This window comes from Nostoc sp. CmiVER01 (assembly GCF_034531135.2).
GTDB lineage: Bacteria > Cyanobacteriota > Cyanobacteriia > Cyanobacteriales > Nostocaceae > Nostoc.
This window is the reverse complement of the sequence record NZ_JAVRBU020000001.1, coordinates 178,765-194,405: the sequence shown is the minus strand read 5'-3', so window position 1 is coordinate 194,405 and position 15,641 is coordinate 178,765. Positions and strand designations below refer to the sequence as shown.

Annotated in this window: 11 protein-coding genes and 2 pseudogenes; 5 read left to right on the top strand and 8 right to left on the bottom strand. The window is 40.9% G+C overall.

Features of this window, described 5'->3' with window-relative positions:
- Positions 1 to 20 precede the first annotated feature (20 nt).
- Together RMZ43_RS00655 and RMZ43_RS00650 are read left to right on the top strand one after the other, a co-directional pair.
- Complete coding sequence (locus tag RMZ43_RS00655; protein WP_322645688.1) at positions 21 to 725, top strand: actin-binding WH2 domain-containing protein; 705 nt, start codon at positions 21 to 23, stop codon at positions 723 to 725.
- A gap of 42 nt (positions 726 to 767) precedes the next feature.
- The gene (locus RMZ43_RS00650; protein ID WP_322653005.1) at positions 768 to 1,475 is read left to right on the top strand and encodes an actin-binding WH2 domain-containing protein; all 708 of its coding nucleotides are present in this window, start codon (positions 768 to 770) and stop codon (positions 1,473 to 1,475) included.
- A 42-nt stretch (positions 1,476 to 1,517) separates the two neighbouring features.
- Here RMZ43_RS00650 and RMZ43_RS00645 read toward each other — a convergent pair.
- From RMZ43_RS00645 to RMZ43_RS00635, 3 genes and pseudogenes are all read right to left on the bottom strand, one after another.
- A pseudogene (locus RMZ43_RS00645) lies at positions 1,518 to 1,700 on the bottom strand (L,D-transpeptidase); the annotation flags it as partial.
- Positions 1,701 to 1,731: 31 nt separating this feature from the next.
- On the bottom strand, positions 1,732 to 2,115 hold the full coding sequence (locus RMZ43_RS00640) for a response regulator (RefSeq protein WP_322653004.1): 384 nt from the start codon (positions 2,113 to 2,115) through the stop codon (positions 1,732 to 1,734).
- A complete protein-coding gene (locus tag RMZ43_RS00635) occupies positions 2,087 to 5,104 on the bottom strand; it encodes a response regulator (RefSeq protein WP_322653003.1) in 3,018 nt (1,005 codons plus the stop codon). The genes RMZ43_RS00640 and RMZ43_RS00635 overlap by 29 nt, the downstream gene beginning before the upstream one ends.
- A gap of 393 nt (positions 5,105 to 5,497) precedes the next feature.
- On the opposite strand from RMZ43_RS00635, the gene RMZ43_RS00630 reads away from it, so the two are divergent.
- The 3 genes and pseudogenes from RMZ43_RS00630 (at position 5,498) to RMZ43_RS00620 (ending at position 7,984) form a co-directional block, all read left to right on the top strand.
- Complete coding sequence (locus tag RMZ43_RS00630) at positions 5,498 to 5,902, top strand: NIL domain-containing protein (RefSeq protein ID WP_322645684.1); 405 nt, start codon at positions 5,498 to 5,500, stop codon at positions 5,900 to 5,902.
- A gap of 94 nt (positions 5,903 to 5,996) precedes the next feature.
- Positions 5,997 to 7,071: pseudogene (locus RMZ43_RS00625) on the top strand (IS630 family transposase).
- Positions 7,072 to 7,591: 520 nt separating this feature from the next.
- Positions 7,592 to 7,984 carry a hypothetical protein gene (locus RMZ43_RS00620; RefSeq protein ID WP_322653002.1) on the top strand — a complete coding sequence of 131 codons (393 nt, stop codon included), beginning with the start codon at positions 7,592 to 7,594 and terminating at the stop codon, positions 7,982 to 7,984.
- Positions 7,985 to 8,091: 107 nt separating this feature from the next.
- Here the strand turns inward: RMZ43_RS00620 and RMZ43_RS00615 are convergent, their stop codons facing one another.
- The 5 genes from RMZ43_RS00615 to RMZ43_RS00595 form a co-directional block, all read right to left on the bottom strand.
- Complete coding sequence (locus RMZ43_RS00615; RefSeq protein ID WP_322653001.1) at positions 8,092 to 8,649, bottom strand: hypothetical protein; 558 nt, start codon at positions 8,647 to 8,649, stop codon at positions 8,092 to 8,094.
- 48 nt (positions 8,650 to 8,697) lie between these two features.
- A complete protein-coding gene (locus RMZ43_RS00610) occupies positions 8,698 to 10,047 on the bottom strand; it encodes a cytochrome P450 (RefSeq protein ID WP_322653000.1) in 1,350 nt (449 codons plus the stop codon).
- Positions 10,048 to 10,237: 190 nt separating this feature from the next.
- Positions 10,238 to 12,130 (bottom strand): lipoxygenase family protein, encoded by a 1,893-nt coding sequence (locus tag RMZ43_RS00605; RefSeq protein ID WP_322645680.1) that lies wholly within the window; start codon positions 12,128 to 12,130, stop codon positions 10,238 to 10,240.
- Between the two features lie 839 nt (positions 12,131 to 12,969).
- Positions 12,970 to 13,719, bottom strand: a complete 750-nt coding sequence (locus tag RMZ43_RS00600; protein WP_322652999.1) for an SDR family NAD(P)-dependent oxidoreductase — start codon at positions 13,717 to 13,719, stop codon at positions 12,970 to 12,972.
- Positions 13,720 to 14,082: 363 nt separating this feature from the next.
- Positions 14,083 to 15,327 (bottom strand): cytochrome P450, encoded by a 1,245-nt coding sequence (locus tag RMZ43_RS00595; RefSeq protein WP_322645677.1) that lies wholly within the window; start codon positions 15,325 to 15,327, stop codon positions 14,083 to 14,085.
- Between the last annotated feature and the right edge of the window lie 314 nt (positions 15,328 to 15,641).

Below are 15,641 nucleotides of genomic sequence, written 5' to 3'. Positions count from 1 at the left end.
TTTAGCTGTGTGAGGATAACATGATTGAACGGAAATCTGTAGGAATCAAATACTTTGCGGTGCTGATTGGATTCCTGCGCGATCGCCAAGGATTTCTAGAGGAAGTTCGCCAAGGTACGAGATTACCAAATAAAATTATTTCTTTACTAGTTTGCAGTTCTTTATTTCTCGCTGCTTATGGCGGAATCATTGGTGCATACCATAGTTGGATGCAAGCTTTGTCTTCCGCTATTAAACTTCCAGCACTTTATTTAATCACACTGCTAATTTGTATTCCAACGTTGTATTTTGCTAACATTGTTTTTGGTTCAAAGCGCACATTTGGACAGCATTTAGCATTAGTCTTGACTGCTGTTTCAGTTACGAGTGTACTTTTATTTAGCTTTGCGCCAATCACACTGTTTTTCTTGATTACTACCAATAACTACCAATTTTTAATTCTGTTAAATGTATTCATATTTGCATTAACAGGATTCATTGGTATTTCGTCTTTATATCAGGCCACAAGTTTAGTTTTAGAACAAGATAATGAAGGTAGTAAGACACGCCAGAAGATTTTACAATTTTGGCTATTTCTTTACGCTTTCGTAGGTAGTCAGTTAGGATGGACTCTCAGACCGTTTTTTGGTACGCCTGATTCTGCTTTTCAACTATTCCGCGAAAGAGAAGGTAATTTCTATTTGAGTGTGATTCAAGCTATTAGCTATCTCTTAGGAATCCGTTAATCAGGCATTAGTAATTATATAAAATATAAAAGATTTAAAAACATGCGGAAAAACGAAAAGTTTGGAATTCAACAATTTGGAGTTTTGGTTAATTTATTGCGCGATCGCCAGGCATTTCTAGAAGAAATTCGTCAAGGAGTTCGATTACAAAATAAAATCAGTTCTCTGTTTGTATCTAGTTCCATTTTCTTTGCAATATATGGCGCAATTATTGGTGCATCTAACAGTTGGGCACAGGCATTATCTGGTGCTATCAAGCTTCCAGCATTTTATCTATTAACACTGATCATTTGTTTTCCAACTTTGTTCTTTTTTAACGTTTTGTTTGGTTCACGGAGCAGTATTCAACAGCATTTCGTTGTGTTGCTCACATCGGTATCAGTGATTAGTGTACTTTTATTCAGCTTGGCACCAGTCACGCTATTTTTTCTGATTACCACACCTGATTCTTATCAATTTTTTAAGCTGTTAAATGTATTAATTTTTGGTATTACAGGCATCTTTGGAGTTAAGTTCCTTTATGAAGGAATGCAATTACTTTCTCAACAAGATGAAATTGGTAAAAAAACCCGCACCACTATTTTAAGATCCTGGTTATTGCTTTATGCCTTTGTTGGTATGCAGTTAGGATGGTTTCTCAGACCCTTTTTTGGTGCCCCTGACTCTAAATTTGAATTATTTCGGGCAGTGAAAGGCAACTTCTATTTGGATATTGTAGCGGCGATTTCCGAAATTTTAGGTTTGCGTTAATCTAAGATTTATACGTGTTTTATGTTTCACATTTAGTATCAGCTATCGCACGACAATAACTGGTGTTCCCAGACTTACCTGAGCGAATAATTCTTTCACATCGTTGTTGTACATCCGAATACAGCCGTGTGAGGCAGCCTTACCAACTGAATCAGGATTAGGCGTTCCGTGAAAGCCAACCCAATTTTTACCGTTTGTCCAAAACCCAATCCAGTATTTGCCAAGTGATTAATAGATGATATGGGGGGTATTTAGCTTACTCTAGACTCCAACCCAGTGCTACGGCTACTTCAGTGGCTAATTCTAGAGGATTGAATGGTTTAGCGATCGCACCGATCATTCCCATCTGGGTATAGCGACGGCGATCGGAAGCCTGGATTTTGGCAGTTAACAAAATCACTGGAATCGCTTTAGTTAACGGATTAGCTTGTAACTTTTCAAAGGTAGCGATACCATCCATCTCTGGCATCATCACATCTAGTAAAATCGCATCTGGTAGGTAAGTCTCGGCTTTTATTATGCCTTCTTTACCAGAACTCGCTGTCTCAACTTTCCAGCCTGCAACTGTTTCCAAGCAAATCTTGGCAACTTCTTGAATATACTGCTCGTTATCAACCACTAAAATTTGCTTTGTTGTCATTACTGCCATCCTCTTGTTGGTTCACGGTAATTCGCTGAAGTAACTCCATCATGCGTTGTTCAAAATCTTCGTTAGTCACACTCTCTTTAGTCAAAAATTCTGTATCTTGATTTAGTTGGCTATTTGTAGTTTGCTCATAACGACTATAAATTAGAGGAATGTTAGAATCTTCTAAATCAGCATTTTTAAAAGTCCCAAACAAAGGTAGAGTGACGTAAAAAGTGCTACCTTCGCCTAATACACTTTCAGCCCAGATGCGTCCGCCGTGCTGTTGCATAATGCTCTTACAAATTGCCAAACCTAAACCAGTACCATCATGGTTGCGCGAATCTGAAGAGTCAACTTGTTGAAAGCGCTCAAAGATACTCTCAAGTTTGTCAGATGGGATACCGCGTCCGGTGTCTTTGACTGTCAACAAAACTTCATCCCCTTGTTGTTGCGTCCCCAACCAAACTGTAGATCCAGCAGACGAAAACTTAATGGCATTACTTAGTAGATTGGTCAAAGTTTGGACAATGCGATCGCAATCTGCCAATACTTGATTAGATAAAGCTGAAATGGATAGCGTCACTCCTGCTTTGTCGGCCAAAGGCTGTATAACATTTACTGCTTGAACAATCAGATCAACAATATTGCAGATTTCTGGTTCCATCTTCGCTTTACCCGACTCAATCCGCTCAATGTCTAGGATGTCGTTGATTAAGCGTACTAGACGTTCGGTGCTTTCAGTAGCAATTTGCAGCAGACGTTTTCCCTGCTCTGAGTCTGTCGGTAGCAAACCACTGGTTAGCATTCCTAGAGAGCCGTGAATTGAAGTTAATGGAGTGCGGAGTTCATGACTAACAACGGAGATAAATTCATCTTTCATCCGTTCAATTTGCTTACGCTCTGTCACGTCTCGTAATATAACTGTATAAAATATTTCCTTGCCCATATCAATTTTAGAGATGGAAGCCTCTGCTGGAAATTCAGTGCCATCCTTACGACGACCATAGATTTCACGCCGTTCCCCCATTCTGCGGGCAATATTGGGAGATTGACCAAAGTCAACCACATGTTGACGATGCATTTGTGAAAAGCGTTGCGGTAAGAGTAAATCAAGACCCTGGCCAATCACTTCTTGGGCAGAGTAGCCGAAAATTTTCTCTGCTCCTTGATTAAACAAGGTGATGCTTTGAAATCCGTTAATGGAAATAATTGCATCATCAGCAATATCTAAAATCCGTGCAAATCGGGCTTCAGAAAATCGTAGTTCTTCCTGTGTTCGCTGACGTTCATCTAGTTGTGACTGTAACTGTCGATTTACGGTAATTAACTCAGCAGTGCGCTCTGCTACCCTCAGTTCCAGATCACTGATAGCTTGTAAATTTAGAGATGAGGGAGATGAGGAAGAATTTACTTTCTTATCTCCCCCTACTCCCCCTGCTCCCTTTACTCCTCTGCCTACCTGCACCATGCGTTGCCGCAATTTTATTCGTTCTAGGCGATTGACGATTCGGGTAACTAGTTCTGGCCCGACAATTGGTTTGCTTACAAAGTCATCAGCACCAACGCTAAACACCTGATTTATCATCTTGGCATCACTATGCACAGTGAGGAATAAGATGGGTAACTCACCCCAGCGCGAATCGTTGCGTACCAATTGGCAAAGTTCTATACCATTTTTATAGGGTAATTCCACATCTAGAATCAGCATATCTGGCGCAACTTCTTCTAAAGTACTCCAGAAATGAAGCGGATCTTCAAGAGCGATCGCTTTGAATCCCCAAGGACTAAGTAAGGTTTGCAACAATGCCTGAATTTGTGGATCATCATCTACAACCAATATTTTAGTTTCTGCCTGGGGGTCATTTTGCGGCGGTTGCGTTACTGTTTTTAATACCTGTGGCGTTGTTGATGTAGATATTGCTGCTGTGTCATTTCCTTCAATTTCTCGACGCAATAACTTTACCCAACTTGCGAGGTTGCCAATTTCAGATTTACTCAAACTTTTATCAGAACTCAGCAGCAATTCGATATTGCGTGCCAATTTTGAACCGAGAGGTAAGCCAAAAGTACCTAAAGATCCTGCTAAAGTATGCGCCTCTTTGGTTGCAAGGGAGAGCAATTCGGGATTTAAACTATTTTGATTCAAAGTTGCGATCGCTTGCTCTATTACCTTCACCTGCTCATCTACTCGCCCTTGAAATCGTTGCCAAATTTCTGCAACTGCCATTAGTGCTTGCTGCTGTGATTTCAGATTTGGAACCGAGGATTTTGCACAATTTAATTCTTCCCTATTTCCTACCCCCTGCTCCCTACTCCCTATTCCCTCTCCTAGTTGTTTCAGACGATAGCCAATACCATAAACTGTTTCAACCAAATCATTGGGCGCTCCTACGGTTTTGAGTTTGTGTCGTAATCCTTTGATATGAGTGCGAACAGCTTCTTCTTGTGGCGTATCTTCATAAGACCAAAGATGTTCTAAAATCATGTCGCAGCTAAACACCCGATGATTATTCCGCAAGAATAATTCTAATAGAGCAAACTCTTTGGGCGTAAGTGGTAGTAGCTTGCCTGCATAAGTCACTTCACAGCTACTAGGGTCTAGCTGCAACTGACCATACTCCAACACAGGTTGTGAGGTTACAACTTTGCGACGTAACAGCGCCCTAATCCGGGCAACTAATTCCTCTTGATCAAAGGGTTTAACTACATAGTCATCTGCACCTGCATCTAGCCCGATTGCTTTCTCATGACTACTATCGCGCCCTGTCAATAACAATATTGGCATTTGCAGACCACTAGACCGGATTTGACGGCAAAGACTAATGCCATCTAGTTTGGGTAACATTACATCCAAGAGAATTAAATCATAATCGTAAGTTTGAATAAGATCCCAAGCTGCATCTCCATCAGTGGCAACTTCAACCGCATAGTTTTGGTTAGTCAAAACGGCGGTGAGTACATAAGCATTTAACTCGTCATCCTCTACAACTAAAATTTTCATGTTACAAGTTTTCCAAGTTAAAATGGATACTACAGATAACAAGTAATAAACTTAAATTGCAAAATTAATTACAGTGCTTTTCAAGTAATTAAACCACACCATTCCCTACTCGTTACACCCTCTAACTGATTAACTATCTTTCGAGTCATCAAAGAGGAAAAGGGGCAGGGAGCAGAGAGCAGGGGAGAGAACCGCATAAATAAATTTATTGGCTTTGAAACAAGGACGCATTATTTATTGCGCTTCGGGTCTGGAAAATAAATATTTTTACTTTGAGATAAATAAACTTGCTGGCTCTAAGACCATAAAGGCAGGAAAATTTAAAAATTCTTCCCCCTGCCCCCTGCTTCTTCGATGAATACGCTACAACAGAAAAAACCCTCAGCTAAACCTGTGAAAAAACGAGTAACTCTTACCTTCCCGAAACGCGCCGTACAAATGCCAGTCACTTATTTACTGGCCAAAGAGTTCAACGTTGCCGCCAATATTATCCGTGCCCAAGTTGCCCCAAATCAAATTGGCAAACTGGTAGTAGAACTATCGGGAGATATCGATCAATTAGATGCGGCGATCGAGTGGATGCGATCGCGCCATGTTAATGTTTCTCATACCTTAGGCGAAATTGCGATCGACGAGGATGTCTGTGTCCATTGTGGCTTGTGTACTGGGGTTTGTCCTACCGAAGCTCTCACTCTCCACCCAGAGACATACAAACTCACATTCACGCGATCGCGTTGTATCGTCTGCGAACAGTGTATCCCCACCTGCCCTGTACAAGCAATCTCCACTAACCTTTAACAATCCAAAATTTAAAATCTAAAACCCAAGATTCATATTATACGAAGTTGCGATAGATAGTATTATTTAATGGAAGTAAAATAAGTGTGCAGTCATGCCTCGTGCTCGGATCGAGATCGTTCCTCACCTGGATTATGCAGAGTTAACCCAACGCTACCGTCGTTGTCGAGATGTAAAAGAACGCACGCGATGGTTGGTGATTCGCTTATTGAGCCGACCAGGTAATCCAATGAAAGTTGAGCAAGTAGCTGAAATAACAGGCTTAAGTCCTGACTGGGTGCGTAAAATTGCTCGCCGTTACAATCACAACGGAGCAGATGGTATCGTAGATGGACATCAAAAAAAACCTGGAGGCAAGCAAAAAACTCTAACAGATGAACAACTTCAAGAACTGTTTGAAAAGTTACAGTCACCGCCAAAGGATGGTGGGTTGTGGAGTGGACCAAAAGTTGGAGAATTGATTCAACAACAATTTGGCATCCGTATACATCGGGTAACGGCATGGAAACAACTAAGACGCTTAGGCTTTAGTTTACAAGTACCAAGACCTTTACACTCGCGAAGCGCGACCCCAGCAACATTGGGCATTTTTTAAAGCCCAACTGAAGTTTTTTGTGCAATTGATGCGTTGGTTATGCCCGAATAAGCTTGTAGAAGTCTGGGCACAAGACGAGGCCCGTTTAGGACTCAAACCAGTTGTGCGTAGAACCTGGGCACTTAAAGGTAAACGTCCAACAGCTCATCATTATCCGCGCTATAAGTGGTTATACACCTACGGTTTTGTCCATCCTAAAACTGGCAATAGCTGTTTGTTTATTTTGCCCAAAGTTAATACGACTGTAATGCAAATTGCACTTGATGCATTTGCTACTCAAGTTAATTCTAAAGGGGAAAAGTTAATTATTTTACTTGTAGACCAGGCTGGTTGGCATACAACTCGTCATCTAACTGTTCCTAAAGATATCATCATGTACTCTATTCCTCCATATACTCCTCAACTTAACCCAACTGAGTGTATATGGCCATTACTTAGAGAACGATTAGCCAATGAAGTATTTCATACCCTCGATTCTTTAGAGACTGTCCTGATTGAACGGTGTCAGTGGTTGATGAACAATCCAACCACCGTTAAGGGAGAAGTCGGATTTTCCTGGTTGTGTTCAATATAACGGAATGTAACAATACTATCTTTGGCAACTTCGTATTATCCCAGCTTAAACACATCCGTTATTACACCACTATCACTCACCAGTCTAGTTGTTGCTGGAGAGTCGGGCTTTTGCTACTGAGAAGCCACAAGTGTTGAGCAAAAGTTAAAAGCGAACGCTCGTTTAAAAAGCGTTCGCTTGACTATGATAGCCGAATACTCTAGTTAGTTGCTTGTTATTAGCATACTATTTAACGCTCACACAAGTCAAAAAACTTGCACAAGCATAATTGCAATGTTTCTAGAATTCTGACTCAAAAGCTTAGAGAACAAGATTATACAACAACTCAGTTTGTTTGGTGAATCAGCCCCAGTTTTATCTATCACCTAAGTAGGTGGGCAGAAAAAATTACAAGTATGTAACGAAACATTAAGCGTAAAAGCTTAAAGCGGCTTGTTACTTTCCATCGCTAGTTAACCCACAAATTAGTTTTATGTTTTAAAGTAGAAAGTAGTTTGATTGAAAGTGCTTGTTACTACCAATGAAAGTTTTAGGGTTAGTCCTGCCAGTCCTGTTACTGCTAGGCACGCCTGCGATCGCAGTTGAGTTCAAAGGGCAAAATATTGATGGTCAAAAGCTACCTGCTAAAGCTTACTATTATGCAACTGGTGGTGTCTACAAAGTTCAAGTAAGTTTTCACAATAAACGAGCCACAATTTACTTTGACGACGGAAACCAAACAACCATACAGTTGAACCAGAAAGTGATCACTGACTCACGCAATATTGAAGGTTTTGGAAAGCTAGGGCAATATCCTCTAAATCGAATATTCAGCGTTGGGTTGGTGTTTGACAATAATTGGCTCGGCAGCAGTGATAATCAATTGCAACAGTCCAATCCGCTAGAGGGATTGTGGAAAATTAGTTTGGAGTAAATATTCGCTATCTTTTGTCTAAACTTTAGTCTTTTGTTGATAAATTTACGGCGCAAGAATCACTTGAGTTTTCTTTTCTAAGAGAGCATTAGCCGGGAAACTGTCAATTATAAGTGGGCTACAATCACTAAACACTCATTTTCCACCCTGGTAAGCATATCGTTAAAAGCAGGAGTATAACGACCATCTTTATCAACAACCTTACGGAGAGTATACTCACCAAATTTAGAAAGTCCGCCAAACCAAACGTTCTTTCTATGCCAAATATCTCCATTGAGAGAATTTTTGTCTTGGGACATTGTACAAGTTACAATCGATTTTGAAATTGGTATTCCGAAGAAAACAGGTATGATTTGAGCTTCTTGCAAAGTTTCATCTTCAAACTGAATTTTGTAAGTTGCTTTAGACAATTGAACTGAACGTAGTAATATCCAACCCGCAATCGATTTATGAAAAGTCCACTGTAAGGGAGCAAAGACCGGTAAAACCAAAGTTATATTCTGTATGTCCCATTCCAAATTGTACATAGTAATGCAAGTATCTGGCAGTGGATTTCCATCCATAAAAAACACACCCTGAAGGACAGATGGTAAGTTTGTTTGTTTGATTGGAATCATCCAGGTTGCAATATCATTGAGTTGCTTTTTTTCAATTAATTCAGTCATACCAATTTTTAATTCATAATTACTCAAGGGCGAACGGTAACTTATTACTCATAGTCGGTGAGCAAAACCTTGTAATACTAAATTATTAGGAGTAACGGCAGTCACTTTTTCAAAATCCCACGTGACTTCTGTAATTGATTCCCATTGATAGTTATGGAATAGATGTAAACAGAAAATCTTAATAAAGCCAATTGATAAGGATTTACCAGGACAAGCTCGCTCATGTCCTTCGCCGTTCCAAGATAAGATATCTGAAAAATTCCGTGTTAGGTCAAAATCATCTGGATTTTGGTATCTGTTGGCATCCCGATTAGCCGTAAAAATAGAGCCTAGCAAGCGAGTACCTTTTTGGAATGGGCATTTTTGTTCTCCAATCTCAACTTCACCTCCTTCAGTGGTGAGTTGACTAACAAATCGCACAGGTGGATAGAGACGAGCTGTTTCTAAAATCACCTGATTGAGGATTGTTAACTGGTCTAAAGCATCTGGATCTAAAGTTTTCTTGCCATTCCAGACTGCATTGACTTCTGAAACTACATCATTTCTGAGGGCATTATCCAAGCATAGAACACCAATAACTGATCCTAAAAGCGCACTTGTACCGGCAGTACCAGCTATATGAATCGTATCGAAAAGGGTATTAGCGATTTGGTGTTCGTTCAACTGATACTGAGCGCCTGTTTCAAAGTAAGATGCCCATTTAGCGGATTGTTTATATCGCTTGATTAAATGTTGACGATGCCGAATTTTTGGCGCTGTTAATATTGCTAGCAGATACTTGCTTATGAAATTAGGCAAGGATGCAAGAGGCAAACCCTTAATGTAACTACGTGATGCTGTGATTTCTTCCTCAGATAAAGATATCTGAAAAATCAGTTGGTGCAAAATTGACAGGATAATTTTTGGCAAATCGTCGCCGATGTGTAATTTGCCTTGTTTAACAGCTTCTAACAAGCTTTGCTCAACTAGATTCCCTAAAAAGTCTATCTTTTGAGACGGTTCTGGTAAGGCTTGTAAGATCACAGTACGTAGCCCTGTATGTTCGTTACTGTTGGTTCCCAAGCTTAAAGGATTATCGAGCAGGTAGCTAGGAGCTAATATTCTGATAATGCCTAAATCATTTCCTCGCAGTTGTGGTTGGGTTTGCATTAATTCACTCACTTGGGAGTGAGAAGAATGCATAATTGCTTGGTCTACTGCAAAATACTTGTTTCCAATATTGTTCTTACGGATGTAAAGAAAGTCCCGCCATGCTTTGAGCATGATTAAGGCATCCATATAATAGAAAATCAAACGCAGAAACTTGCCGATCGCAGTGTCATAACCTACTTTATCTAGTATGGGTGCAAGCCAAAGCTGGCGAGCATGACCTTTGAGAACTTTATCTTTGAGTGTCATAATATTTACTGTCGTTTGTCATTTGTCATTTGTCATTTGTCATTGGTCATTGGTCATTGGTAATTAATTTTTCTCCCTCTGTTCTTTATCTTTTCAAGTCCTTTTTTTCTCTACGAGAGCCTGCGCGTAGCAAGATACCTGTCAGGGGAAATTTTTGAATTTTGAATTGATTTCTCCCTCAGTCCCCAATTCAGATATTGATGCTTTGAGGAATTTTAGAAGGAAGCAGATACTCATAGGCTGGGCGGTGCAAATTACGCTCCTTGATTGTATTTTCTACCTGCTGAAGATGACTTTGGAATGCTTGTAAAAATGGTTTTACTTTCTCGTCTGTAAAGTATCCTTGCTTATATTCGCCTAGCTTGTTGTAGTATACAGACCCCAATAAGCTGAGTAGGTTATATTGCCGTTGTGCCTGATCTAGAGGGGGGAGCAAATTGAGGTAGTCTTGCTCGGTAACTTCTCTTTTGAGAGTTGAGGCTGGTAAATAACCTGCCAATGGCATGGCTGCGGCGTAACCCATCAAATCTTTTTGCGGAAAGTTAACGGCTGCATGTTGGGCACTGGCAGTAAAAATAATCAGCGTAGTGGCATCAATCAGGTAATTTAGCGTTTTGATGCCCCCATTTTCGCCAAAATCAGGGATACGACCACCATCGTAAGCTGAGATTTCAGCTGCCCATGTTTGCAGGGCTATATCTTTGTGAATGGTTTCATCGGTAGGGTAGTAAAGCTTTAGGTAGTCTGAAACCCATTGATGAATAGCATCCCAGACTAATAATGCATCATCCCGGTAAGGATAAACAGGCAATAGATTGGGATCATCCACACCACGCTGTTGGAATTGCTTGGGTAAGATGGCATTATTAAAACCATAGCTTTGCAACCCTAGCACTACTAAAACGCGAGAGTTATCGATTGATGGTGAGAGCAATCTATCTACGCCACCGCCAGGAGCAACGAGAATCCGTTGGGCGGCATCGTTAATTGCTAAGGTACTATCAAAATGTGGGCGCAGCAGAATTCGGAGGGGATGGGTAAGTGGCAATTGTCGAGCAGTTGCGATCGCAAAAACACCAACTAACAAGTGAGTTCTTGCTAGGTGAGTAACAGCTTCGTGGATGTTGGAATCTGCTATTTGAACAACTGTTTTGGCAAAAAGCCAAGCGTATTTACCGGAGTTAGGGGTAACGATTGGATAATCTGAACCTGGGGTTTGACCGCATTGAATGGCTACCGGACGTAATAGCCTGGTGGGATCTGAGCCTTTGGGTAAGGCAAACAGTGCTAGGGGAGCGTAGACATATTTTTGCTCATGTGGATATGTCCCGTTGATCACACCAGATAAAATTTTATAGTCAGCTAAGTAGAGCCTTCCTTCTTGTCCTGCTGTTGCTAATGAATCGTCACTTCCCATCACTGCTTGGTAATGTTCCTCTGTGACTGGGAAGCGATCGCCTAGACTAGTTACTCGCTCGATCATTACGGGATTATAGCCAGCCACTCGCGTGTAGGCAAAGACTTCATCTTCCTGGTAACTTTTAGCGATCGCTGGGACACCAATCACTGGAAACAAATTTTCGTAGTCTTTAAGACTGGTTGCATGTCCTGTAGGCTGTCCTTCATATAAAAGGTTAATTACCCTATTTAGAGCATCTCTGAGGATTACAAGTCCGTTTTCTTTCAGAATAGAATAAAAAAGATCGTCGAGTTCTCTAAGATCCTTAGATATGCTTTTGAGTAAAAACTGAGGTATAATTTGCAGGACTCTTACTATAATGCTGATTCGGGCTGGTAATGCTCCCTTAAGCAAGGCTTCTAAAATAAACCTTTCGACATCATCACGAATCGACTTAGAACCTTGATTACCTCTGTTGACAATCAAGGTATTGACAAAAATAACTCGTAACTGCTGGGCTAATAAAAAATACCAGTTAGTGGTGAACTCTTCAGCAATAGAAAGCTGATCCAGCATCGCAATAGATGGAATATGGATGTAGTTATATTGATACTCTTGCCTAGCTATATCTAAAGTATGAGTACTTGATGAACTGATTGAATTATCTGGTGATGAAGCAGCCATTGACTCTACTTATATTTAGTATGGGGATTAACAGTTAAGGATAAACAGGTTTGAGTTACTCTAAACGTATTATCGCAATCTAGTTTAAAATTGTGATTTTTCTAAAGAAATTTTCTGGAATTTATCAACTTCTCAACCACAGACTGAACCTTTAGAAATACTACAAGTAATTTTTAGCAATACAAATCATACTTGCCAAGATTTAGAAACAATTCTCAAAGAACACTTTCGTAGTAAAAGCCTGTACTTTAATTTACATTTTTAACACTGAAACGATTATAGGAATCGTATTTGATTTTTGAAATTATCTCCGTGGGCGGGGAGTAGGGAGTAGGGAATAGGGAATTAGGCTATTTAATTTGTACCAAGCTTTTTCAGAAATCAAACATTAGTCTTATAGACTCTTTGCCATTAACTCCTTGCTCTTCGGGCTACGGTGTAAACACAAGTCTTTGTTGAGGTCATTCAAGTTTATCGTCCAGATAGATTCTGAGATACTTCACCCTGGTAATGCTTAAGCAAAACCAGTCCCTCTTCTTATCAAAGCTACGGTGTAGACACAAGTGTTTTAGAGTTGCTACGTAACAACGTAGAGTAGGCTAACTTTTACCAGTTTATTGGCATAACAAGTCGATGCAATGGCATAACGGGTCGATGTAATGGCATAACGAGTCGATGCAATGGCATAACGAGTCGATGTAATGGCATAACAAGTCGATGTAATGGCATAACGAGTCGATGTAATGGCATAACGAGTCGATGCAATGGCATAACGGGTCGATGCAATGGCATTGCAGGTTAAAATATAAAGCAACTTTAAAGTTTTAAGAGAATGTCAATTACCGTTCTTGTTCAGTCGGGCGGATCAAGATTTCGTTGACGTTAACGTGTGACGGCTGTGTGACGGCATAGACGATCGCATTAGCAATGTCTTCACTCTCCAGATTTTTGACCGAACCGTAAAAGTTTTTCGCCTGCTCTTTTGCAGTGGAATCTGTAATGTGCTGTGTTAGCTCTGTTGCTACCAACCCTGGCTCGATAATCGTGACGCGGATGTTGTTTTTATAAACTTCTTTGCGAAGTGCTTCACTAAACGCCCCAACCGCCCATTTGCTAGCATTGTAGACACCGCTTCCGGCGTTTGCAACTCGACCTGCTACCGATGAAATGTTGACGATGTGCCCAGTACCTTGTGCTTTCATCAAGGGTAAAACTTTGTGAGTGGCGTACATCAATCCCAATACGTTGAGATTGATCATGCGTCGCCAGTCTTCTGTATTTGCACCGTCAATCAGACCTAACAGCATCAACCCTGCATTGTTGATCAGAATATCAACTCTGCCAAATTCTTCCTGAGTTTTGTTTACCAATGCTTCTACCTGTGCCTCATCTGAAACATCAGCAGTAATGGATAAGACTTTTCCACCAGTGCTAGTAATACGGGTTTCTAGGTCAAGTAGGCGATCGCTTCGACGGGCAGTAATCACTACCGTAGCGCCAACTGATGCCAGCGCTAGTGCTGTCGCCTCGCCAATACCAGACGATGCCCCTGTTATAATTGCCACTTTGTCAGTTAACTTACCAGCCATTGTTAGCTTCTCCGTTGTTTGTTTTTTCGTTTTTTACGTAAAAGTCAATTGACCAAAAATTATGCAGTTGTTTCTGTTAACCTATCCAAGTTTTATCAACTGGTGTTAGCAGCGCCCGATTAGGTGGAATGGATGGCGTGAAGATGACTTTCACGAGAAAGAAAATGCTGCTTGGTTTGACAGATCACGCCTCAAGAGTTAGCGAGACAATTGGTGTTGCAAAAATGTGAATAGTTTTGTAATGAAGAAGATTATTGTAGGTCTTGTTGATAAATCGATGCCCCAGATGTCATAGTAATAGACATCACATCTGTAAGTAATACTGCTTGATACTGCTCCCGTTTGGTTGTGGTCAGGCAGATTTCATGCTACCTTATCGAACTCAATATAGAGGTGCTTCAGTGTCCGCATGAGTACGTTGGGTAAGTATTGGTATCCTTCTTGTGCCAAGCGAATGTCCTTCAGCCGTAGTAGCAAACGCTGATATGCGATCTGCATTTCCTTACGAGCAAGCATAGCGCCCAAACAAAAATGAATGCCATGACCAAAAGCTAGGTGGTTGCTGGCATTATGGCGACGCACATCGAAACGTTCACCCTCAATAAATTTTATAGAGTCGCGGTTAGCAGCATCAAAGCGGATCATAACTAAAGACCCAGCTTTGAGATCAACGCCCGCGAGTTTTGTATCTTGCGTCACAACTCGCCACATTCCTGCTGTGGGACTTTCCATTCGTAAAACTTCTTCAACAAAGTTCTCTAACAGAGAAATATCTGTTTGTAGCAACTTCATCTGCTCTTTATTGTTTGTCAGCAACAACATCCCACCTGCAAGCGCATTAGTGACAGTCTCATTGCCTGCCACTAATATTTGCTGAATTATACTCAATAGTTCAGCAGTATCGAGCGATCGCTCTCCATCCACTTTTGCCTCTACTAAGTCAGTGATCAAATCATCTTGAGGCTGTTTTTGGCGTGACTCTATGACATCACGAAAATAATGCTGGAAAGCCACAACATCTTTAGCACACTCGATCTGCTGCTCTTTAGAAAGTGTGTTACCTAAACGCGCAATAAAAGCATCAGACCATTGCTTCAACTTCGGCAGATGTGTTTGCGGCACACCTAACTGTTGAGAAATAACTTTGAGCGGTAAAGGTACGGCAAACTCACTGACGAATTCACACTTGCTGTGAGCAATGAAACTGTCAATGAGTTCATCAACAATCTGCTCAATCAAGTCACGCATTTTATTAACACGCGCCGAGGTGAATGCCTTATTTACCAACGAGCGAAATCGCTCGTGTTCTGGTGGATCTGCCGTGAGTAAGGTGTTCATCTGAGGCCAGCCTTGATCCAAAATTTTCTGCAACTCATCATCCTGTTCTTCTTTGCCAGCTAGTAAAGTAGAGAAATTGCTAGAGAATACTCTGGTATCCTTAAGAATTTCGAGCACTAAGTCATAGCGAGTAACAAGAAACAGTTTTGCTTCCCTTCTGGGACTTGGTAGCTCCATAATTGGTGCTTGCTCTTGTGCTAGCTTGTAGAATTCATAAGGGCACACAAGCACTTCTGGGTCAAAGAAGTTGTAGTCTGACAAATGCTTCATGGTTCTAATGCTCGTCAGCGATGGTTTGCTTTGAGTCAAAATGAATCAACATCATCTTAGCAAGTTACTCACCGTTGGCTCATTTTTGAGGAATTATATGATGTTTGCCTGATTAGTTATGATTGCCGGATCTGTGCAAAAACTGATTCTTCGAGGGAACTGGAATAATTATACTGATGCGATCGCCTACGGTAGGCGCTTGCTTGTGCCACAATACTTGTCGGTTAAGGGGAAAAGGGGAAAGAAAAAACCTTGAACCTTTACCCTTTAACCTTTTCCCAAAACCCAATTCCGAGTTAAAAATGCACAAAGCG

Bases quoted from the DNA above. Each gene is read 5' to 3' on its own strand.
- RMZ43_RS00655 (WP_322645688.1), top strand. From the start codon at position 21: ATGATTGAACGGAAATCTGTAGGAATCAAATACTTTGCGGTGCTGATT.
- RMZ43_RS00650 (WP_322653005.1), top strand. From the start codon at position 768: ATGCGGAAAAACGAAAAGTTTGGAATTCAACAATTTGGAGTTTTGGTT.
- RMZ43_RS00640 (WP_322653004.1), bottom strand. From the start codon at position 2,115: ATGACAACAAAGCAAATTTTAGTGGTTGATAACGAGCAGTATATTCAA.
- RMZ43_RS00635 (WP_322653003.1), bottom strand. From the start codon at position 5,104: ATGAAAATTTTAGTTGTAGAGGATGACGAGTTAAATGCTTATGTACTC.
- RMZ43_RS00620 (WP_322653002.1), top strand. From the start codon at position 7,592: ATGAAAGTTTTAGGGTTAGTCCTGCCAGTCCTGTTACTGCTAGGCACG.
- RMZ43_RS00615 (WP_322653001.1), bottom strand. From the start codon at position 8,649: ATGACTGAATTAATTGAAAAAAAGCAACTCAATGATATTGCAACCTGG.
- RMZ43_RS00610 (WP_322653000.1), bottom strand. From the start codon at position 10,047: ATGACACTCAAAGATAAAGTTCTCAAAGGTCATGCTCGCCAGCTTTGG.
- RMZ43_RS00605 (WP_322645680.1), bottom strand. From the start codon at position 12,130: ATGGCTGCTTCATCACCAGATAATTCAATCAGTTCATCAAGTACTCAT.
- RMZ43_RS00600 (WP_322652999.1), bottom strand. From the start codon at position 13,719: ATGGCTGGTAAGTTAACTGACAAAGTGGCAATTATAACAGGGGCATCG.
- RMZ43_RS00595 (WP_322645677.1), bottom strand. From the start codon at position 15,327: ATGAAGCATTTGTCAGACTACAACTTCTTTGACCCAGAAGTGCTTGTG.